At 66.8% G+C, this 21,075-nt stretch carries 19 protein-coding genes; 1 reads left to right on the forward strand and 18 read right to left on the reverse strand.

Going from position 1 to position 21,075, the window contains the following annotated elements:
* Window positions 1–28 precede the first annotated feature (28 nt).
* The 7 genes from ACW4LP_RS06230 to rpe form a co-directional block, all read right to left on the reverse strand.
* Window positions 29–376 carry an Asp23/Gls24 family envelope stress response protein gene (locus tag ACW4LP_RS06230; RefSeq protein WP_022739691.1) on the reverse strand — a complete coding sequence of 116 codons (348 nt, stop codon included), beginning with the start codon at window positions 374–376 and terminating at the stop codon, window positions 29–31.
* A gap of 326 nt (window positions 377–702) precedes the next feature.
* The gene (gene rpmB / locus ACW4LP_RS06235; RefSeq protein ID WP_016308562.1) at window positions 703–894 is read right to left on the reverse strand and encodes a 50S ribosomal protein L28; all 192 of its coding nucleotides are present in this window, start codon (window positions 892–894) and stop codon (window positions 703–705) included.
* 86 nt (window positions 895–980) lie between these two features.
* Window positions 981–1,697 carry a zinc ribbon domain-containing protein gene (locus tag ACW4LP_RS06240; protein WP_114539720.1) on the reverse strand — a complete coding sequence of 239 codons (717 nt, stop codon included), beginning with the start codon at window positions 1,695–1,697 and terminating at the stop codon, window positions 981–983.
* Between the two features lie 89 nt (window positions 1,698–1,786).
* On the reverse strand, window positions 1,787–2,695 hold the full coding sequence (locus ACW4LP_RS06245) for a Nif3-like dinuclear metal center hexameric protein (protein ID WP_181815608.1): 909 nt from the start codon (window positions 2,693–2,695) through the stop codon (window positions 1,787–1,789).
* Window positions 2,696–2,748: 53 nt separating this feature from the next.
* Window positions 2,749–3,564 carry a histidinol-phosphatase HisJ family protein gene (locus tag ACW4LP_RS06250; RefSeq protein WP_455803593.1) on the reverse strand — a complete coding sequence of 272 codons (816 nt, stop codon included), beginning with the start codon at window positions 3,562–3,564 and terminating at the stop codon, window positions 2,749–2,751.
* A 266-nt stretch (window positions 3,565–3,830) separates the two neighbouring features.
* The gene (locus tag ACW4LP_RS06255; RefSeq protein ID WP_455803594.1) at window positions 3,831–5,129 is read right to left on the reverse strand and encodes a cysteine desulfurase family protein; all 1,299 of its coding nucleotides are present in this window, start codon (window positions 5,127–5,129) and stop codon (window positions 3,831–3,833) included.
* A gap of 17 nt (window positions 5,130–5,146) precedes the next feature.
* Window positions 5,147–5,857 (reverse strand): ribulose-phosphate 3-epimerase, encoded by a 711-nt coding sequence (gene rpe / locus ACW4LP_RS06260; RefSeq protein WP_114539718.1) that lies wholly within the window; start codon window positions 5,855–5,857, stop codon window positions 5,147–5,149.
* Between the two features lie 185 nt (window positions 5,858–6,042).
* On the opposite strand from rpe, the gene ACW4LP_RS06265 reads away from it, so the two are divergent.
* Complete coding sequence (locus tag ACW4LP_RS06265) at window positions 6,043–6,510, forward strand: methylated-DNA--[protein]-cysteine S-methyltransferase (protein WP_161128437.1); 468 nt, start codon at window positions 6,043–6,045, stop codon at window positions 6,508–6,510.
* 242 nt (window positions 6,511–6,752) lie between these two features.
* Here ACW4LP_RS06265 and ACW4LP_RS06270 read toward each other — a convergent pair whose 3' ends face one another.
* The 11 genes from ACW4LP_RS06270 to ACW4LP_RS06320 form a co-directional block, all read right to left on the reverse strand.
* The gene (locus ACW4LP_RS06270; RefSeq protein ID WP_455803595.1) at window positions 6,753–8,069 is read right to left on the reverse strand and encodes an ABC transporter substrate-binding protein; all 1,317 of its coding nucleotides are present in this window, start codon (window positions 8,067–8,069) and stop codon (window positions 6,753–6,755) included.
* Window positions 8,066–10,624: an ATP-binding protein gene (locus ACW4LP_RS06275; RefSeq protein ID WP_455803596.1), complete on the reverse strand. Its 2,559-nt coding sequence runs from the start codon at window positions 10,622–10,624 to the stop codon at window positions 8,066–8,068. The genes ACW4LP_RS06270 and ACW4LP_RS06275 overlap by 4 nt, the downstream gene beginning before the upstream one ends.
* Before the next feature lie 481 nt (window positions 10,625–11,105).
* Window positions 11,106–12,104: an NAD(P)H-dependent glycerol-3-phosphate dehydrogenase gene (locus ACW4LP_RS06280; RefSeq protein WP_041714456.1), complete on the reverse strand. Its 999-nt coding sequence runs from the start codon at window positions 12,102–12,104 to the stop codon at window positions 11,106–11,108.
* Window positions 12,105–12,298: 194 nt separating this feature from the next.
* Window positions 12,299–13,003 (reverse strand): glycerol-3-phosphate 1-O-acyltransferase PlsY, encoded by a 705-nt coding sequence (gene plsY, locus ACW4LP_RS06285; protein WP_455803597.1) that lies wholly within the window; start codon window positions 13,001–13,003, stop codon window positions 12,299–12,301.
* 3 nt (window positions 13,004–13,006) lie between these two features.
* Window positions 13,007–14,320: a ribosome biogenesis GTPase Der gene (gene der / locus ACW4LP_RS06290; RefSeq protein WP_455803598.1), complete on the reverse strand. Its 1,314-nt coding sequence runs from the start codon at window positions 14,318–14,320 to the stop codon at window positions 13,007–13,009.
* An 18-nt stretch (window positions 14,321–14,338) separates the two neighbouring features.
* Window positions 14,339–15,967 (reverse strand): DUF512 domain-containing protein, encoded by a 1,629-nt coding sequence (locus tag ACW4LP_RS06295; protein WP_455803599.1) that lies wholly within the window; start codon window positions 15,965–15,967, stop codon window positions 14,339–14,341.
* A gap of 2 nt (window positions 15,968–15,969) precedes the next feature.
* On the reverse strand, window positions 15,970–16,866 hold the full coding sequence (gene ispH, locus ACW4LP_RS06300) for a 4-hydroxy-3-methylbut-2-enyl diphosphate reductase (RefSeq protein WP_223900784.1): 897 nt from the start codon (window positions 16,864–16,866) through the stop codon (window positions 15,970–15,972).
* A gap of 2 nt (window positions 16,867–16,868) precedes the next feature.
* Window positions 16,869–17,738 carry a lysophospholipid acyltransferase family protein gene (locus ACW4LP_RS06305; RefSeq protein ID WP_302222996.1) on the reverse strand — a complete coding sequence of 290 codons (870 nt, stop codon included), beginning with the start codon at window positions 17,736–17,738 and terminating at the stop codon, window positions 16,869–16,871.
* Entirely contained in the window at window positions 17,738–18,409 is a 672-nt protein-coding gene (cmk, locus tag ACW4LP_RS06310; RefSeq protein ID WP_022739674.1) for a (d)CMP kinase, read from the reverse strand. The genes ACW4LP_RS06305 and cmk overlap by 1 nt, the downstream gene beginning before the upstream one ends.
* Complete coding sequence (gene aroA, locus ACW4LP_RS06315) at window positions 18,409–19,746, reverse strand: 3-phosphoshikimate 1-carboxyvinyltransferase (protein ID WP_455803600.1); 1,338 nt, start codon at window positions 19,744–19,746, stop codon at window positions 18,409–18,411. Before aroA ends, cmk begins: the two co-directional genes overlap by 1 nt.
* On the reverse strand, window positions 19,736–20,911 hold the full coding sequence (locus ACW4LP_RS06320) for a prephenate dehydrogenase/arogenate dehydrogenase family protein (protein WP_455803601.1): 1,176 nt from the start codon (window positions 20,909–20,911) through the stop codon (window positions 19,736–19,738). Before ACW4LP_RS06320 ends, aroA begins: the two co-directional genes overlap by 11 nt.
* Window positions 20,912–21,075 lie beyond the last annotated feature (164 nt).

The raw sequence follows: 21,075 nt of genomic DNA on the forward strand, positions 1-21,075 counted from the left end.
GGCACTTGAGCCCATCTCGCGATGAGCCTTAGCGGCGCACCTTGACATCCATGACGTGAACATCCACACCGGCCAGCGGCACGCGCGCGTACTCCTTCAGCGCGAAGCTGACCTGGTCGATGAGGTTGCGAGAAACCGTGGCGATGTTGGTGCCGTATTCCACGACGATGTACAAATCGACGTGCACGCCCTCTTCCAGAGAGCTGACCACCACGCCGCGGCGCAGGCGCGAGGCGGGCAGGATCTTGGCGATGCTGTCGGCGGCGTTGGGAGCGCACACCCCCACCACGCCGTAGCATTCCATGGCGGCGTTGCCGACCAGGTCGGCAAGCACGTCGTTGGCAACGTGGAGGTTGCCGGGTATCGTAGAACTCATGGGACAAATCCTTTCCGCTGAGCTTTGCATACATAGTCGAGAAGAGTATAGCGCAACGAACACTCCGCCGCCGTTGCCCCCTGATGACAGTCGGTCATATTCCACAAACGAACTCGCATCACCGGGGGCGCCGCGAAGGAGGCGGGACGACCCGTGCTTAAGCAATGGCTCGCTTGGTGGAACAGCCCACTGGGCTGTTCCAGTCGCTGCGCAACCTGCGCGCGGGCCGTCCCGCCTCCTTCGCGTCGTCAACTTTGTGCCAAAACAGAGAAAGCCCGCGGGGCGGGCTTTTGGATTCTCTGGAAAAGAAAGCGGGAGCGCTCTTGCTAGGCGCGCTCCACCTTTCCGGCCTTCATGCAGGAGGTGCACACGTTGGCGCGACGAACATGGCCCTTCGCGTCACGAATGGTGATCTTCTGGATGTTGGGACGGAACATGCGGTTGCTCACACGGTGAGAGTGGCTGATGCTACGACCGGCAACCGGGTGCTTACCGCAAACTTCGCAAACCTTCGACATTGATATCAACTCCGTAGTGCTTGTTGTTTCGTTTTGGACACAGCTCGCCAACTATAGCACAGCGCGCGGCGAGAGGGCAACAGAAATTATGCGATCACCAGCAAACGCTTGCACGAGGGGCACATACCCAGCGGTGCCTGGTTGCGCAGATCGATGAGACGGCCTCCGTCGATGACCGTACGGCAGGCGCCGCAGCGGTTGCCGTCGAGCACGCCGATGGCCACACCGGAGCGAGCCGCCGTGCGGTTGTAGACGTCCAAAAGCTGCGGGGAGACCTTCGTCTCCACCTGGCCGCGGGCCGCCTCCAGCTTGGCGATGGCGAGCTTGAGGTCGCCCCCCTGCTTCTGGAACGAGTCGATGGCCTCCTGCTCCTTGGCGCCGATCTCCTCCAGGGCAAGCGAGATCTGGGCCTCCATGGTGCTGATCTTGTCCAGCTCGGCGGCCACTGCGGCGCGGTCCTCGGCAATGGTGGCGCGGCGGCGAACGATGCCGGCCAGCTCCTTGGTGCGGGCCTCCACGTTGCGGAAGTCGCCGTGGGCCGCGTCGATGGCGGCCTGGACGCCGGCCTCTTTCTTGGCGAGCGACGCGTCCTCGTCGTCGATGCGGGTGATCTTCTTCGTAGTGGCGCGCTTGAGCTCGGCCACCTGCTCGGATTTGGCCTCGATGGCGGTCTTCTTATCGCGGGCGGCCACGATGATGCCGCGCTGGGGCAGCTCGTCAAGTTCTTTGCTCAGGCGCTTGATCTCGAGATCGATGCGCTGCAGTTCGAACAGACCTTCGATATCGTCGCGCGTAGCCTCCATGGAACCTCACTTTCGATCTCTGTTTTCTCCCTGACAATAATAGGCGAAAACCCAGATCTTGGGCAGGGGCAATGGAGAAAATTACGCAACTAGACGCGGACGGCCTCCGGCGTCCACCAGTTCTCGGACTGATCGACGAGCGTCACCGCCTCGGCGGGGACGCCGACGCGGGCCAGCGCCTCGGCCAGCACGGCCGCCAAGGGCAGCTCGCTCACATCGTGGCCGAGCTCGATGACGGCCACGTGCGCCGCCGCCAGCTCCAGCGCGGTATGGTACTTCATCTCGCCGCAGACGACGGCGTCCACCCCGGCCGCGACGAGCGCCGGCGCAAGGCTTCCCGCCGAGCCCGTGGCCGTGACGACCCGGCGCACCGCAGCGTCGGGCGCGCCCCATACCCGCGGCGCGCGCCCGAAGACCGCCATGCAGCGGGCCGCCAGGCGCGCCAAGGTCTCGGGCTCGCCGTCGTTGTCGGGCACCTCGCAGATCTGCCCATAGCCCTTGCGCCGCGAACCCTCCAAGGGGTCGGCGAAACGCAGGGTGAACTTGAGCCCCAGCATACCGGGCAGCACCCGGGCCGCAGCCGGGCTCACATCGAGCGCCGTGTGGAAATCCATGAGCGCCACCTGGTTGCGGATGGCGGCCCATACCACGGCCCCGGGGCTTTTCAGGGCGCTCGCCTCGGGCGCGAAGGCATCGGGGGCCTCGAGAAACGCCGGATGATGGGTGAGGAGCACGTTGGCCCCGGCCTCAGCGGCAGCGGCCACAGCACCCGGCGTGGCGTCCAGGGCCACGGCCACCCGGGTCACGGGCAGCGAGCGCTCCCCCACCAGAAGCCCGGTGCGGTCCCACTTCTCGGCATCCTCGGCCGGGAACTCCTTCAGCAGCGCCTTCTCCAGGCCGCCGATGGTCATGTTGAACGTGCGCGGCGCGAGATGGGACTCGCCCCGCTTGGAAAGAGCCTCAGTGCTGGCCTTGTCGGCCTTGTTGAACAATCCCATATGATCAGCTTCTTTCTTGGAACGGAATCGGCGCGCCTTATCGCGGACGCACCCTATTCGATGGTAATGCTTCGACGGTCGCCTGTGGCTGTCGGAACGGTAACGCTTCTGTAGCCCGCCTCGTACATGAGCCCGTAGGCCCGCTCGATGTCCCGGGCCACGTTGGCCGGGTCGTGGGAGTCGCAGCCCACGGTGCAGGGCACGCCGGCGCGGCAGAAGGCGGCGAGCAGCCCCGGGGCCGGGAACATCTCGGCGCAGGCGTAGTAGCCGCCCGACGTGTTCACCTCCACCATGCGGCCGCCGGCGCGCGCCGCCTCGGCCATCTCGTCGTAGAGGGACTCCAGGCTGAAACTCGGGTAATAGCCGAACTTCTTCGCGAGATCCGGATGGCTCATGGCGTCGTAGGGCAGGCTCGCATTCGATGCCGCCTCGCACCACAGCTCGCCGTAGCGCCGCCAGATGGCGTCCGGCGCCCCGGGCTCCTTCCAACGGGCCTTCTGATCGGGATCGTCGAAGGCCCAGCCGTCGATGAAGTGCACCGACAGAAGGCGGAAGCGGAAGGGGGCCAGGGCCTCCTCGGTGAGCTGGCGGTCCTCCAAGGCGCCGAGGTAGTCCATCTCGGTGCCGGTGACGAATTCGATCTGCGGGTGCCGGGCGCGGGCCTCGTCGATTTCGGCCAGGTAGGCATTCACCATCTGCGGCCTCATGGAGAGGTACTCGTCGGGGTCGAAGGCCGCAGAGAGCGGGAAGTGCTCAGTGAAGGCGAGGGTGGTCAGGCCGGCGGCCGCGGCGGCGTCGGCGTACTCGGCGATACTTCCGATGCCGTGGCCGGAATAGACGCAATGGCAATGGGTGTTTACGAGTTCCACTTAATTGTTCTCCTTGTCCACGTGTGGACTGGGGGCGGAAGTGCCGTATCTGAATGGCTTATGCTACCTGTCCGCGGTCGAGGAGGCGGAGGAAGTGCCGTGCTCAAACAGCATTGAAGTGCAGGGCTCACTGAGGGTTCTAGCATTGCCAAATGCACTTCAATGAACTGCGCGCGGCACCACCTCCGCCTCCTCGACCGCTGCACTCACTCAGATGCGGCACCACCGCCTCCACCCCACACGCTGCTCTTACGAATACGAATGTCTTACCAGTTTAGTACCTTCTTTAATGCCTTCTCGAAGGCCGCTATGTCGGCCTCGGTGGTGTATCTTCCCATGGAGATGCGCAGGGCGTTGTAGGATGTATCGCCGGTGATGCCCATGGCGCGCAAGACGTGGCTCGGCTCCAGGGAGTGGCTGGAGCAGGCGCTGCCGCCGGCGACGCAGATGCCGAGCTGGTCGAAGCGCAGTACCATGGTCTCGCTCTCCCACTCATCGGCCAGGCCGTGGACGATGTTGGGGAGGAAGTCCTCGCTGCCGGCGTCCACCTCCACCGTGGGCTGGATGCCGCCGATGGAGCCCATGGCCGCATAGAGGCGGTCGCGCAGGGCGCGCAGGCGGGCGGACTCCTCCGGCTCGGCTTCCTGGGCCGCCTCCAGGGCGGCGACGAAGCCGGTGACGCCGGCGACGTTCTGGGTGCCGCTGCGGCGACCGGATTCCTGACCGCCGCCCAGAAGGTAGGGGGCGAAGGGAGTGCGGGCCTTCAGGTACAGGGCGCCCACGCCCTTGGGGCCGCCGATCTTGTGAGCCGAGAAGGAAGCCGCATCCACGCCGAGCTTCTGCACATCGAGCGGCATCTTGCCCAGGGCCTGCACGGCATCGGTGTGGAAGAGGGCGCCGCGCTCGTGGGCCAGCGCCGCCAGCTCGCGGATGGGCTGGATGGCGCCCACCTCGGAATTCGCCGCTTGCACCGAGACGAGCACCGTGTCGTCGGTGAGCGCCTCGGCCAGCGACGAGGCCTCGATGAAGCCCTGGCGGTTGGGGCGCAGGTAGGTGACGAGCACGCCCTCGCCCTCGAGGCGCCGGCAGGGCGCGAGCACGGCATCGTGCTCGATGGCGGAGGTGATGACGTGCAGAGGGCGGTCCTTCTGGCCGGCAAGGCGGCGCTGCTCGGCGGCCGCCTGCACAAGGCCGAGGACGGCCGCGTCGTCGGCCTCGGTGGCACCGGAGGTGAAGACGATCTCATCGGGGCGCCGGGCGCCCAGGGCCTGGGCCGCGCGGCGCCGAGCGCTTTCCAGAAGGTCGAAGGCGGCGCGCCCCACCCCGTACAGGGCGTTGGCGTTGGCGTTCACGGCCAAATTCGCAGGCCCGGGCACCTGGAAGGGCGCCATGGCGCCGGCCGCCTCGGCGCACAGGGGGGCGGTGGCGGCGTAGTCCAGGTAGATGAAGCCCGCCGCCGGCTCGGGCAGGGTGGCGTCCTCGGCATCGGCGCGCCCCTCGGCCATGGCCACATCGGCCGCCAATTCGCGCTCGACGGCCGCAAGGTTTTCCTCGGTGTTGCTCATCGCGCTTCTTCTTTCTCTTAATTCCATTGGCCACGGGCCAAGGCAGCCTCACGGGCCTCGTCGGCCGCGTCTTTCACGGCGCCAATGGCCGCCCGCGGGTCGTCGGCCTTGAACACGGCGTTGCCGCAGACGAGCACGTCGGCCCCGGCGGCGGCCACAAGCGGCGCCGTGGAAAGCCCGATGCCGCCGTCCACCTGGATGAGCAGCTCCTCGTTGCCGGCCGCCCGCGCCATCTGCACCACCTCGGCCACCTTCAAATCGGATCCCGCGATGTAACTTTGGCCGGAGAAGCCCGGTTCCACCGACATGACGAGCGCCATGTCCAGCTCGGCGATGACCGGCGAAAGCGCGTTCGCGGGCGTCTTGGGCTTCAGAGCCGCCGCGGCCAGAAGGCCCGCCTCGTGGATCTGGGCGACGGCCCGCGCCAGGTCGGCTTCATCCAGCGCCTCCACGTGCACGTTCAAAAGATCGGCGCCGGCATCGATGAACCAGGGCAGCTCGTCCAGCGGGTTGTCGATCATGAGATGCACGTCGCACAGAAGGTTCGTGGCGGGCTTGAGCTGCTTCAAGAGCGGCACGCCCATGGTGAGGTTCGGCACGAAGTGGCCGTCCATGACGTCGATGTGGACGAAGGCGGCGCCGCCCTCCTCGATCATGCGAATGTCCCGTCCGAGGTTCATGAAATCGGCGGACAGGATTGAAGGGGCGATTTTCACAGGTTGGTACATAGGACGCATCCTCATCTCGCGGCTTTCCGATGGCGACATTCTACCGCGACGACGGTGCTCCGACGGCCTATAATGACCGTCAGCGGCAAACCTGCACGGAGCGGCCCGGCGCCCACGGCCGGCGCCGCAGATGCGCCCGCGCCCCGATGGGGCGCCGACGCCTTCCGACGAGAGCGAGGACACCCATGCCCAGCACGACTCGCAGCACCTTCTTCACCTATCCGACGAAGTTCGGGCCCGTCACCATCGCCGCCGACGGCACCGCCGTGACCGCCGTCAGCTTCGGCGAGCAGAACCTCCCCGGCGACCGGCAGCCCACAGCGCTCACCACCGAGGCCGCCAACCAGATCATGGCCTACCTCGCCGGCCAGCGATCGGCGTTCACCGTTCCCATGCGCCCCGAGGGCAGCGCCTTCCAGCAGGAGGTATGGAAGGCCGCGGCGAACATCCCCTACGGGCACACGACCACGGCCCGCGCCCTCGCCGAAACGCTGGGCCGCCCCGGCTCCTTCCGCTCCGTCGGAGCCGCCCTGCGCGCCTGCCCCACTCCCCTGCTCGTACCAACGCACCGCATCGTCACCGCCACCGGCAAGCCCACCGACGACATCAACGCCGCCCTCCTGAAACTAGAGCAGCAGCCTCTCACCAGGTAGCGCTCCCGGGCACCGGAGCAACCGAGACCCTGCAGCGTCCGAGAGCGCCGGGGGCGTCGCCGAAACTCTCTGAACACCAATTTGAAAAAGCGCCCCGAAGGGGCGCCCATAAAAGCATGAAGCAGCGCAGCGCCTGAGGCCGAAGGCCGAACAGCGGAGCGGGTGTTGCGGCGATGCCCCCGGCGCTCTCGGACGCGGACAGGCGACGACCGCCCCGGCACCCGGGAGCGCGGACAGGTCGATCAGGCCGCCGCGTCCTGCAGGGCGTCCAGCTTCGCCATGCACTCGTCAACGGTCGCCCCACCGAGCAAATCGCGCACGATGAGGCACACATTGCCCCACTGTTCCACGTCCATACCCGCGTTCGAGGCGAGCACGTAGGTATCGGCCTGCACCAAATCGTTCAAGGGGCGAAGCGGCTCGACGCATTCCACTTCCACGTTCTTCGAAGGCGAGATAACGCGGTTGGTCTCGGCGTACAGCCGCAGGGCCTCGTCCGAGCAGATGACGTCCACCACCTTGAGAGCCTCGTCGCGGTGCTCGGCCCGCTCGCCCACGGCGCATCCGGTCATGGAGAGCACGGGCATCTGCCCCCGCGCGCTCGGAAAGCCGATGACCTCCATGTTGAACGAGGGGCTGCCGTAGGCGGTATCGGTGTTGGCCGCGTCCCAGTAGGCCATGACGATGGGGCATGTTCCCGCCATGAAGTCATCGCCCTCGCCGGCCCCTTCGAAGGCCTCGCTCACCAGCGCGTTCTCGGCGTCGACGTAGCCGAGATCGATCAGCTTCTTCAAGAACTCGAATCCGGGACGCATGTAGTCGCTGTAACGGGCGCGGCCCTCGTTCAAAGCCTGCACCTCGGCGGCCACGTCTCCTCCGTTGTACAGATCGGCGTAGGCCTGGGCGAAAACGAAGGTCTCCAGCCACCAACGGTTGGCGCCGATGGGCGTTTCATAGCCCTTCTCTTTGAGAACCCGGCAGCATTCCAGAAACTCCTCGGGCGTGTTCGGCAGCGAAAGCTCGCATTCGTCGAAGATATCCTTGTTCACGAACAGGCCGTAGGCCACTACCTCTTGGGGAATGGCCACGAGCTTGCCGTCGACCGTGTTGGCCGTGCGCACCACCTCGCGCAGGTTCTGGGCGCAGGAAAGCCCCGACAGGTCGGCCAAGTGCCCCTCCGACCCGAGGGTCACGATGGTGTCGGTGTTCAACAGGTACAGATCGTCCGAATTGTTGCGGGCCCGCTCCAGGCACACCTCGTCGTAGGTCTTGTCCTGGTAGTTCTCGGCCGTGTAGGTGTGATAGGCCAGCGTGAGCACGAGCCGCTCCTCCGCCATGGCGATCGTCAGGTCGCTGGCCGTGCGGGCCGTGTTCTCGGTGTCGGGGCTGATCTTCTCCATGGGGCTGAAGAAGTTCACCGTGCGCCCCTCATCGGCATCCTGCACGGCCAGATTCTCCGCCGGCGCCGGAGCGCTGCAGGCCCCGAGCACTAAAGCGCCGACGAGGGCGACGACGGCCACGGCCCCCTTGCGGGCGCGCTTGCTCGCGATACGTCTCATGATCGTCCTTTCTCGACGAAGCGGTCGACGGCGCGCCGCAGCTCGTCTATCTCTAAGGGCTTCGCCACATGGGCGTTCATGCCGGCGGCCAGCGCCGCCTTCTCATCTTCCACGAAGGCATCGGCGGTCATGGCGAAGATGGGAATGGTTGCCGCATCAGGCCGCGCGAGCGCTCGGATGGCCCGGGCGGCCGCATGCCCGTTCATGACCGGCATCTGCACGTCCATGAGGATGGCGTCGAACTCGCCGGGCTCGCAGCGCTCGAAGCGCTCGACAACCAGCTTGCCGTTCTCGACGATCTCCACCGTGGCGCCCTCCATCTCCAGCAGATCCGTGAGGATGCCGGCGTTGAGGAAGTTGTCCTCGGCGGCGAGGAAGTGCTTGCCGGAAAGCACCTGGACCAGATCGTCGTCCTCGTCGGCGCCCACGCCGCGCACGGCCTCGATCTTCTGCTTCAGCATGGAGGGGAAGAAGGGCTTGGTCAGCACCGCCGCGCCGTGCGGCAGCACCACGTCGTCGTCTTGGTCGAAGGTGTGCTCGAGCATGAACAGAAGCGGCGTCTCCGCGCTCGCCCGCAGGCCGTCGGCCGCACGCACGGCGGCATCGTCGAGCCACGGGACGCCGACGAGCACCACGTCGTAGCCGCCGCGCGCCTCCACCAGCTTGCGGGCCTCATCGGCACTGGCCGCCACGTCCACTTCCACGCCCGTGCCCTCCATGAAATCGGCAATGGCCGCGTGCGCCGCAGGCAAGGCGTCCGCCACGAGCATGCTCTTGATGTTTGCGCGCTCCCAGAAGTACCCGGCGGCCTGCTCCTCGGGGATGCGCAGCTCCAAATCGACCCGGAACAGCGACCCTTTCCCCACCTCGCTTTCCACCTCGATGGTGCCGCCCATGAGATCGACGAGGCTCTTGGTGATGGACATGCCGAGGCCCGTCCCTTGCACTTTGTTGGTGGTGGAGTTCTCGGCGCGCGTGAACGAGTCGAAGATGGTCTTAAGGAACTCCGGCGTCATGCCGTAGCCATCGTCCTCGACCTCGATGCGCAGATGCTCCAGCGCATTGGAATGCGCCGGAAGCCCGATGAAGCGCAGCCAGATGCGACCGCCCTCCGGGGTGTACTTCACGGCGTTCGACAGCAGGTTCAGCAGAATCTGGTTGAGATGCGTCTCGTCGCCGATGAGACGCTCGTGGCGGACGGAGCGGATTTCCGCGCAGAACGTCTGCCCCTTGTCCCGGGCCATGGGCGCGATGATGGACTCCGCCGCCGCCAGAGAGTCACCCAGGTCGAACTCCGCCAGGGTGAGCGACGCCTTGCCGCTCTCGATCTTCGAGATGTCCAGCACGTCGTTGATGAGGTCGAGCAGATGGCGCCCCGAGGCCATGATCTTGCCGGCGCAGTCGCGCACCTTGGCCGGGTTGTCGGCCTCCTTCTCGATGATGGTGGTGAAGCCGAGCACGGCGTTCATGGGGGTGCGGATGTCGTGGGACATGTTGGCGAGGAAGGCCGATTTCGACTCGTTGGCCACCTCGGCCGCCCGAAGCGCCTGGGCGAGCTGCTCGGCGTGCAGCGCGCGCTCCTCCTCCCGCGCCCGCTGGGCCCGGGCCTGCTTGCGCCGGTTGAAGCCGTACAGGATGACGCACAGGCAGAAGGCCGCAATCGTGATGGAGGCCACCATGATCAGGGCGACGTTCACCGCCTGGGCCTCGCGCTGGATGGCCTCCATGGGCACATAACCCACCAGATAGGTGGTGCCGTCGCCGATGGACCACAAATAGCACAGGGCCTCGGCGCCCTTCACCTTATGGGCGAACATGACGTTCTCGCGGTTTTCGACGCCGTCCGCCACCATGGAGAGAATGGCCGGATCGGTGATGTTGTTGGCCCGGTAGAAGTCCTCCAGGTTCACGTGCCCCGCATCGCGCTCGCCCATGCCCTCGGGCTTCAGCACGAAGCGCTCCGTGGCGGCGTCCATGAGATAGAGCACGGCCCGCTGGCCGTAGAAGCCCTGGGGCAGCGACTGGTCGATGGCGTCGAAGGTGTACTCGGTGTACAGCTCGGCGATGGGGACGCCGTCCCGTTCGATGGGACACTTCACCGTGTAGGCCCAGCTGCCCTCGGCGTTCACGTAGGCCTGGGAGACGGGCAGCCCCCCGATGGCTCCCCCGCCGCTGAAATCGAGCGACGCCGGGTCGAAGGGGGCACCGTCGTTGGAGACGCCGACGTCGGCCCCCTCGGGCACGACGGAGATGAGTGCGGCGGCATCGCTTTTGCCCAAGCGCTCCACAGCCGCGGCCGGATCGCCCGCGGCGGCCAGCTCGGTGGCCAAAAGCCGTTGGAACTGCGCCTCGCTGTCCTGAATGGCCTCCACCGTGCTTTCCATGAGGTTCAAGTTCTCGTTGAGGTTCAGAATGGCGGCATCGGCCATGTCGTCGGAGGTCTTCTTCGAGACGGCCCAGATAGAGGCCCCCATGACCGCGAAGATGAGCACGATGACCAAGGTCAGGCGCGCGAAGCCCTTCCGATCCCGGACGGCGTTCTCAGTCGTCTTCATAACGGCGGCGCACCCTTCCCCTTCGAAATTTGCTTGCTTAACAGTACGTCATCAGAGGGGAAACTGCAAGGCGAAAACGGCATACGACAAGGGGAAAACGAGGCGCGGCCGCAAAGAGATGCCCATAAAAAAGCTCCTCCGGCAGGGGAACCGGAGGAGCTTTGCTCAGTACGCACGGAGGAGAAGGGGATAACGTGCGCATGGAAATCGTTTCCGCCGCGAGGGTTTTGAGAGAGAGGAGAGAGGAGGGTTCACGCAGGAGACGGTGCGACGGAAAGCTCGAATTGGTTGTCAAGGACCTCGCGGTACGGGCGCCCGGTTGCCCGGATTTCCGCCCTTCCGCTCGGCTGATGACAACAATAAGGCCTTCCCGTCCTCACAGAAGCGGGAAGGCCCGACGGTTGCGACCATGTATGCGCCCCGTTTACCTGGCGAAATCTTAAGGCAATCGCTCGTATTTTACGAAGCAAGCCCGAGCTTACTAGTAGAACTCGCTCTTAAGCGGCCGATCGATAAGGGCGGCCGCGGCCTCGCGCGGGTTCACCCCTTCCCACACGACGCTGCGCACCGTGTCGGTGAGGGGCAAATCGACCCCGTAGCGGGCCTCGAGCGTGGCCAGGGTCTTGCAGGCGATGGCCCCTTCCACCACCATGTGGGTCTGGGCCGTGAAATCGTCCAGGGTAAGCCCGCGGGCCACGTACTGCTCGCCGAAACGGCGGTTGCGCGAGTGCTGCGACATGCAGGTGACCACCATGTCGCCGGCACCTCCCAGCCCCATGCAGGTGAGCGCCTCTCCCCCGGCCGCCACCACCATGCGGCTCATCTCGGCGAGCCCGCGGGTGATGAGCATGGCCGCGGTGTTGTCGCCGAAGCCCATGCCGTAGGAGATGCCCACGGCAATGGCAATGACGTTTTTGAAAGCGGCGCACAGCTCCACGCCCACCGGGTCGTCGGAGGTGTAAGTGCGGAAAAATCGCGTGGCGAACAGATCGCGGAAGAAGAGCGCCGTCCCTTCGTCGGCCGAGGCCACCACGGCGGCCGACGGCTTGCGGCAGATGACCTCCTCGGCATGGGTGGGGCCCGACAGCACCGCCATGCGGCCCGCGCCCCCCAGCTCAGCGGCGAAGGTATCGATAGGCAGAAGGCCCGTCTTCTCCTCCACGCCCTTCGAGCAGATGACAATGGGGGTCGCAGGCGCGACGAGCTCTCGCAGGTCGGCGGCCACCGAGCGCAGGGCGGCCGAGGGCGTCACGATGACCACGGCCTCGGCGCCGTCGCAGGCAGCCGCGTACTCGGCGGTGGCGCGGATGGCGGAAGGAAGGCGGTAGTCCGAGAGGTAGCGCGGGTTGCGGTGCTCCTCGTTGATGGCGCGGGCCACCTCGGGCGTGCGGGCCCAGAGCACCACCTCGTGCCCCGCCTCCGCCAGCACGAGCGCCAGCGCCGTCCCCCAGCTGCCGGCTCCTATCACTGCTACGCGCATATCGATCCTCTCTCTTGGTTGAAGCTCCCCCGGAGCGGAACCGCCGGGTACCTTGATTCGCTCAAACAGTCCTCGCTGGTATCGAAGGCGATAAGATCGTTTTCTCCCCTTATCGCTGCGCCTTCGATACCATCTGCGGAACTCGCTCGGTCAAGGCACCCGACGTTTCCGCTCCACTCAACCATGGTTGATGCTTAGGCTGTCTTCTTGCTCCCGATCTTGTTCTCCGTGCCCGCACGCAGGCGGGCGATGTTGGCGCGGTGGGCCCAGATGACGACGCAGGCCGTGGCGGCGATGATGAGCCAGGGCACCCACTGGCCCCAGTAGAAGTACAGGGCGAGCAGCGGGCAGATGGCCGCCGCGGCGATGGAGCCCACAGACACGCAGCGGGTGACGGCGATGCCGAGGGCGAACGCGGCGATCTCGATGAAAAAACCCACCGGGCCGAACACGAACCACAGGCAGGCAGCGGCCACTGCGATGCCCTTACCGCCTTTGAACTTGAGCCAGGGGCTGAAGATGTGGCCGAGCGTGCAGCCCGCGAAAGCAAGGGCCAAAGCGAGACCCACCGGATTCAAAGCCGGATTGCCGAAGATGCCGAGAAGCAGCTGGCCGTCGGGAGTGGCGGCGTCCACCGGCACCGCGGCTATGGCCGGGGCGAACACAAAGGCCGCGAGCCAGCCGGACAAAAGCCCCTTCCCGAAGTCGAGCACGAACACGAGCGCGCCCCCCACCTTCCCCATGGCGCGGAAGGCGTTGGTGGTGCCGATGTTGCCCGACCCCTCGTCGCGGATGTCCTTGTGGAAGGCCAGCTTCGATACGATGACGCCCCAGGGAATGGAGCCCAGCAGAAACGAGACGACGAACGACAGGGTCAAGTAGGTGATGACGGTGTCCACGGGCTAGTCCTTCTTCTTGAACTTGAGGCAGATGGGAGTGCCCTCAAGCGGGAAGGCCTCGCGCATGCGGTTCTCAAGATAGCGCTCGTAGTTGTCGTCCACGACATCGGGGCGATTCACGAAGAAGGTGAAGTGGGGCGGGCAGGTACCGGTCTGGGTGAGGTACTTCATGCGCAGCACCGCCTTGCCCTTCGACACGGTGTGCCCCGTCTCGCGGATGCCGGCGAGCCACGTGTTCAAACGGGCCGTGGGGATGGTGCGGCTGTAGTTGGCGTACACATCGTCGATAGCGTTCCAAATACGGTCGACGCGCTTGCCGGTGAGCGCGGAGATGGCCACCACCGGCGCATAGCCCACGAACGTCATGCGATCCTCGATGCGCTCGCGGATCTTCGCCTTCTCCTCGGGGCCCTCCACGATGTCCCACTTGTTCAGCACGATCACCATGGCGCACCCGCGCTCGGCGGCATACCCCGCCACGCGCTGGTCCTCGTTGGTGAGGCCCAACGTGCCGTCGATGACGAGCAGGGCCACGTCGGCGCGGTCGATGGCACGCATGGCCCGCACGAAGCCGTAGTATTCCACGTCCTCGTCGATCTGGCTCTTGCGGCGCAGGCCCGCGGTGTCCACGATACGGTACATCTGCCCCTCGTGCTCGACCAGCGTGTCGATGGCGTCGCGCGTGGTGCCGGCCACGTCGGACACGATGGAGCGGTTGTTGTTGGTGAGCTTGTTGGTGAGCGAGCTTTTCCCCGCATTCGGGCGGCCGATGATGGCCACGTTGATGGCCTCGACCTCCTCCTCGGGGATCACTTCTACCTTCCGCAGCTCGTTCACGACCTCGTCCAGCAAGTCGCCCGTGCCGTTGCCGTGCTGGGCGCTCACCGGCCACGGGTCGCCCAGACCCAGCGCGTAGAACTCCCAGACCTCATCCATGCGGGCCGGGTTGTCCATCTTGTTCACGGCGACGAACACCGGCTTGCCCGCCTTCTGCAGGATGCGGGCCACCTCCTCGTCGTCGGTGTTGATGCCGGCCTTGCCGTCCACGAGGAAGATGATGACGTCGGCCTCGCGCGCCCCCTCGAAGGCCTGGGCGCGGATGGATCCCTGGAAGGCGTCGTCGCCGCTCATCTCGATGCCGCCGGTGTCGATGAGCATGAACTCGACGCCGTTCCAGTCGGCCTTGTGGTAGCTGCGGTCGCGGGTGACGCCGCGCATCTCGTGCACGATGGCATCGCCGGTTTGGGCGATGCGGTTGACCAAGGTGGACTTGCCCACGTTGGGGCGGCCCACGATGGCTACGATGGGAAGGGCCATGGTTATCCTCGCTATTCTTTAGGGCTCGTCTTGGACGAGCTTTATGATCTCAGGCAGATAATCGCAAGGGTTACAGGATACCACGGACACCGGGGCGCCGGCCGCGTTTTCGATATCCTGCACGGTCATGTCATCGAGTGTCACGCCGTTATCGTTGAAGATGACGCTCGGGAGAAGGAAGAGCTGGCGCGTCCCGCCGGGGACAGACGCGCGGTACTCTGATTCGCTCAGACAGTCCTCGCTGGTATCGAAGGCGTCAGGGCTATTCACTCCCCTCCTCGTTGCGCCTTCGATACCATCTGCGGAACTCGCTCGGTCAGAGCACCGCGCGTCTGCCCCCTGCTCAACTATGGTTGAGTTTCCTTCTTCCTCGCTAGCAGCCTGGATGGCGGGGGCGATGTCTTGGGCGGTGAGGAGGCCGGTGACGTTGACGTTGCCGCCGAAGTAGTCGTTTCTCACTGTGAGAGGAACGAGGCGGCCGGCCAGGGGGCTTGCCGCGATCATGGCGTCGAGGAAGGGCTGCATGGCCTCGCCGATGATGTAGCGGGCCGTGAGATTTCGGGCGGCGAGCACCTCGGCGGCGCGGGCAGCCAGGCCGTTTTCGCAGACCTCTTCGAACTCGTCCACGTAGGAGCGGACGATGCCGATGCCGTCCTCGAACATGTCGTAGTCGCCGTAGTCGGAGGCCGGCGGGATATGGGCCGGTGTGGCGGCACCGAAGGCGTTCACGTAGAACTCGTCGGCGGCGAAGACCCAGGGTGCGCCGCGCTCGGCCCGGGCGCGCTGTTGGAAGGGGGCAATCACATCGATGACGCCGCGGGCGGCCTCGGGGGTGGTGAAGCTCTCGTGGAGGGCCGTCTGGTGCTTGGTGAAGCCCAGAGGCACGATGCCCACGCCGTTTATGCCGGGGCGCTCCCAGGCCCATTCCAAGGTCTCGCGCAGGGCCTCTCCATCGTTCACGCCGGGCATGAGCACAATCTGCGCATGGGCCTCGATGCCGGCCGCCAGCAGGCGGTCGAGGGCCGCCAGGCCGTGGGCGGCGTGCTTGCCGATCATGCGGCGGCGAAGCTCCGGCTCGCTCGCGTGCAGGCTCACCCGCAAGGGGCTGATATGCTGCTCGATGATGCGGGCCTCGTCTTCCGGCTTCAAGTTCGTGAGCGTGACGAAGGTTCCCGAGAGGAAACTCAGGCGGAAGTCGTCGTCGCGCAGCACGAGCGAGGGGCGCACGCCATCGGGCAGCTGGCGCATGAAGCAGAACACGCAGGCGTTGCGGCACAGCTTCACGGAATCGAACAGCACGCCGTCGAACTCGAAGCCCCACCGCTCCCCCGGCTCCCGCTCCAGTTCCACCTCCCCGGCCTCGCCGTCGAGATCGATATAGCCCACGCAGATGACGTCGTCGGCCGCAAGCCAACGCCAGTCGATGATGTCGCGCAGAGGCTCGCCGTCCACCGTCGTGAGGTAGCAGCCGGGCGTAAAGCCGGCGTCATCGGCGGGGCTCTCCGGCTCCACGGCGACGATACGCGCCGCCGGCCCCTCCCACGCCGCGGCCGCCGCCTCGGCCGGCGCGAGGGTCGTCTGGCCACAGGCGGCGCAAGAGGCACAGGAGGCCTCGCGCTCGATGTCTTTTCCGGGATAGGTTGCCATGGCTACAGCGTGCGCAGAAACGCTTCCACGGCGGCGATCTGGTTCTCGGGGGTGCTCGCGCCAGCCGTGACACCCACGCGGCGGCAACCGGCAAAGGCGGCCGGATCCAGCTCGTCGGCCGATTCAATGTGGAAGGTGCGCGGGCAGGTGAGCGCGCACACCTCGGCCAGCCGCGTCGTGTTCGACGAGTTTCGGCCGCCGATGACCACCATGGCGTCCACGGCCGAGGCCAGATCGGCCGCGGCCTCCTGGCGCTGGCGCGTGGCCGAGCAGATGGTGTTCTTCACGATGGGCTCAAGCCCCGCCTCGCGCAGGGCGGCCACCACCGCCTCCAAGTTCTCTCGGCGCTGGGTTGTCTGGGCCACCACGCCCACCGGATCGTACAGGCCCTCGGGGATCTCCTCGGGCGCGGCCACCACGTCCACCTTGCCGCCGGCTTCCTCGGCCCAGGCGGTGAGCCCCTCCACTTCCGGGTGCCCCGCCTCACCCACCACGATGACGCGGCAACCCTCGGCCGCGAGCTCCGCGGCGGCGTGCTGGGCCCGGGACACATGGGGGCAGGTGGCATCGACCACGGAAAACCCGCGGTCTTCCACGGCGGCCAGCACCTGGGGCGTCACCCCGTGGGAGCGGATGACCACCGACGGCGCGTTTGCATTCGTCGGGACGACTCCGTCTGCAGGCGCACCCGCAGCTGCGGCACCTTCCCAGCGGATCTCCTCCACGGAATCGACGGCCTCGGCGCCGCGAGCGGCCAGATCGGCCACCACCTGCGGGTTGTGAATGAGCGGCCCGAGCGTGTAGGCACGGCCCCCGTCGGCGATGACCTCGTCGGCCATATCCAGCGCCCGCTGCACCCCGTAGCAGGCTCCGGCCCGTTTCGCGCGAATCACTTCCACGGCTAGCTCTCCTTCGCTTTCGCGGCGGCCTTGGCGGCTTTCTCGGCGCGAGCGGTGCGGGCGGCGCGGGCCAGCTCCTCGCTCGTGTGGCGCGGGATGGGATGCTCAGCGAACACCGGGGCGTAGTCGCGTGTCTCGGGGAACAACGCCGCCATGTCCACGTCCTCGGGAGCGCAGCGGTAGTACAGCGCGAAGCACTCGCGCATGGCGTACCAGGTGCAGGCTTCCACGCGCTCGTCCTTCGGCAGGAAGTCGAAATCGCCGACGAGAATGGGATCGCCGTAGTCGACGGTCACCTTCGGGAAATGGACACGCTGGCCCTTCTGCTTGATGCGCTCCACGCCGCGCACGGTCATGGGCAGGATGGGCACCTTCGCCATGCGGGCGATCACCGACACGCCGGCGTGGATGGAGGGCACCCGGTCGGTCTTGCCGCGGCGCGTGCCCTCGGGCAGGATACCCACGAGCTCCTGGCGCTTCAGCATGCGCACGGCGCGCTTGATGGAGGTCATGTCGGCGGTATCGCGCTTCACGGGGAAGGCGCCCACCCGCGAGAGCGCCTGGCCGAGCAGGCCGTGGGCGTTGTCGAAGAGGCTGTCGCGGCCCATGAGGCGCACCCATTGCTTCGGGCGCGCGGCCAGGTACATGAAGACGACGTCGAAGAACGACGTGTGGTTGCAGATGACGAGCGCCCCTTCCGCGCCTTGGAAGGCGCGCAGCTTGTCGCGGTTGTCCACCCGGTAGCGGAACAGCAGCTTGCACAGGCCGCCCACCACCACGTAGGCCGCGTTGCCGAACCAGTGCGGGATCTCGTTTTCGCTGGGCTCGCCGCCCAAATCCATGTCCCACATCTCGGAGTATTTTAGAAACATCAGCGCGCCTCTCGGGCTAGCGAACAGATCTGGTCGATTACCTCTTCGATGTAGTGACTAGTGGAGTCGATGTGCACGGCGTCGTCGGCGGGGCGCAAGGGCGCCGTGGCGCGGGAGGAGTCGGCCTCATCGCGGCGGCGCAGGTCGGCCAGTACCTCGTCGTAGTCGATCGATCCGATGCCGCGGTCAACGTTCTGGCGCACGCGGCGATGGGCGCGCTCCTCGTCGGACGCGGTGAGGAACACCTTCACGGCCGCATCGGGGAACACCACCGTGCCGATGTCGCGGCCCTCCACCACGTAGTCGCCGGCGTTGCCGATGCGGCGCTGCTGGTCGAGCAGCGCCTCGCGCACAGCGGGCGCGGCGGACACCGGGCTCACCGCGCGGTCGATCTCGGCGGTGCGGATGGCGTCGGTCACCTCATCGTCGCCGATGAACACGCGGCGCGGCACCGGGTCGCCTTCCACATGCCCGAAGGCGATGTCGTAGGTGCGGGCGATAGCTCCCAAAGCCGGTTCGTCGTCGAGCGCGACGCCGTCTTGCAGGGCGCGCCAGGCGATGGCGCGGTACATGGCCCCCGTGTCCAGGCAGGAGAAGCCGAGCTCTTTGGCCACGGCCTTGGCCACGGTGGACTTTCCGGCCCCGGAGGGCCCGTCGATGGCGACGATCACTATTTCACCAGTCCCTTCAAGTCGGCGAGGAAGTCGGGGTAGCTCACGGCCACGCAGGTGAAGCGGGTCACCGACACGGGGATGCGCCCGCAAGCGCCCACGAGCGCCCAGGTCATGGCCAAGCGGTGGTCGCCGTGGGATTCGAAGACGAGGCCCTCGGGCACCTGCAGCTGCGGGTTGCCCTCGACGAACAGGTCGTCGCCCTCTTCCCAGGCGTCGACGCCGAGCAGGGCCAAACCGTCGATGATGGCCTGCAGGCGGTCGGATTCCTTCACGCGCAGCTCCCCCACCTCGTGGAACACCGTGATGCCCCGGGCGTGGGCCGCCACCAGGGCGAGCACGGGGATCTCGTCGATGACCGAGGCGATATGCTGGGAGGGGATCTCGCAGCCGCGCAGCACGGGCGTGTAGTTCACCGTGATGGTGCCGCGGGGCTCCTTGCCCTCATGCCCGCCGTAGGACTCGCGGATGTCGGCGCCCATGCGCTCCAAGGTGCGGACGAACCCGATGCGCGCCGGGTTCAGCGACACGTTCTGGATGGTAATGGAGCTGCCCGGCTTCAGCAGGGCCGCCGCGGCCACGAAGGCGGCCGAGGAGGGGTCGCCCGGCACGACGACGTCGGAGGCGAGCATCTCGGCGGGGCCGGTCACCGTGGCCACGCGGGTGCCGGCCGTGGTGGGCACGTTGAACTCCGGCAGCATGAGCTCGGTGTGGTTGCGCGAGGGCGCCGGCTCGTTCACGGTGGTGGTGCCGTCGGCGAAGACGCCGGCCAGGAGCACGGCGGTCTTCAGCTGGGCCGAGGCCATGGGGCTCGCGTAGTCGATGGCGCGCAGGGCGCGGTTGCCGCACACGGTGATGGGCAGCGTCTCCGGCGTCTCGGGCTTGAAATCGACGCCCATCTTCGCCAGGGGCGCCACGATGCGGCGCATGGGGCGCTTCTGCAGCGACTCGTCGCCGGTGATGGTCACCTCGACGTCCCAGGGGGCCACAATGCCCATGAGCAGGCGCGCCGTGGTGCCCGAGTTGCCGCAGTCGATGGGGGCGGCAGGCTGGCTGGGGCCCTCGGCGCCCCAGCCGGTGACGGTGCCGGAAAGCGATCCGTCGGGCTGGGCCTTCAAATCGACCTCGGCGCCCAAGGCCTCCACGGCGCGGATGGAGGCGCGCACGTCCTCGGAATCGAGTACGCCGGAAAGATGCGAGGTGCCCTCGGCCATGGCCGCGAACAGCACGGCGCGATGCGAGATGGACTTGTCGCCCGGCACCGTGACGTCGCCTTTGAAGGGCCCCCCGAAAGGCTCGATGATCGTGTAGGGTTCTGCGAATTCGCTATTCGACATGAGCGTACTCCTTCGGCATGAGCGGACTGAACGATACGGAGAAACCGGCGTTGATCAGCTGCATCGAAAGCTGGCCGATATCGCCTTCATCGGTGAGGATGAGGGAGAGCACGGCGTTGCCCTCGCTGATGTGGTCGATGTCAATAGATTGTATATTGCAACCCACCGAGCTGGCAATGGTGCAGACCTCCGCGACCACGCCTGTGCGGTTCACCATGGGGATGCGCACCTCGAGCAGCTTCTCGGTGGAGGGCACCCAGGCGGCCGGCAGCGCGCGGCGGGCGTCGGCGGCCTCGGCGAGCAGGCGCGTGAACGTCTCGCGGTCGCCGGTTTCCAGCGCGGCGGCGAACGAGCCCAGGATGGAGGCCATCTCGTCCAGGCCGCTTTTCAGGGCGCAGGCGTTGTCGAAGGCGATGCCGCACCACAGCTTCGGGCTGCCCGCGGCGATGCGCGTGGTGTCCTTGAAGCCGCCGGCGGCCAGCCGCATGATGGAGCCGGTGTCGTCGGCGTGCGCGCTCGCCAGCTGCATGAGGGAGGAGGCCACCATGTGCGGCACGTGGCTCACCACGGCCACGGCGGCGTCGTGCTCCTCGCGGCGCAGCGACACCACGCGGGCGTCGAGGCCGGTCACCAGCTCGTGCAGGTGCTGGAAGTCCTCGGGAACGGTGGACTCGTCAGGGCAGAGGATCCAGTTCGCGCCCTCGAAGAGATCGGCGCGGGCGCCGGCGATGCCGCTCTGCTCGGAGCCGGCCATGGGGTGGCCCGGCACATAGCGTGCAGGCGCCGGCAGAAGCTCGGCGGCCGCGGCGAGGATGTGCCCTTTGGTGGAGATGGTGTCGGTGACGACGCCGGTATAGCCCCAGTCGTGCAGGCGGGCGAGGTAGTCGTCCACAGCGGCCACCGGCGTGGCGATGACCACGAGCTCGCAATCGTTTTCGATGAAAGCGCGGAAGGCGGGGTCGTCGGGGCCTGAGGCCGCGTCGCACCAGCCGCGGTCGGTGGCGGCGGCGCAGGTGGCGGCATCGGTATCCACCCCGAAGACGCGCGCGCCGGGCATCTTGGCCGCAAGCGCCCCGGCCAGCGACGCCCCGATGAGCCCGAGACCTATGACGGCCACGGCCGAGAAGGGGGCGTTGGCGCCGTTCAGTTCAGCAGATTCAGTCATGGGAGTGTCTGTTTCCTCAATCGATCAGGTACCAGTCGCCTCCCATTGTATACGAAGCCGCCGCCCCCGCACCCGAACACCCGCCAGCGCCGCATTTTCCGCACGTCTCTCCGCCTCCGCAATGTTTGACAGGATTCCGTTTGGGGTTATATACTGACGGGGCT

Source organism: Adlercreutzia sp. CNCM I-6215, from assembly GCF_977072315.1.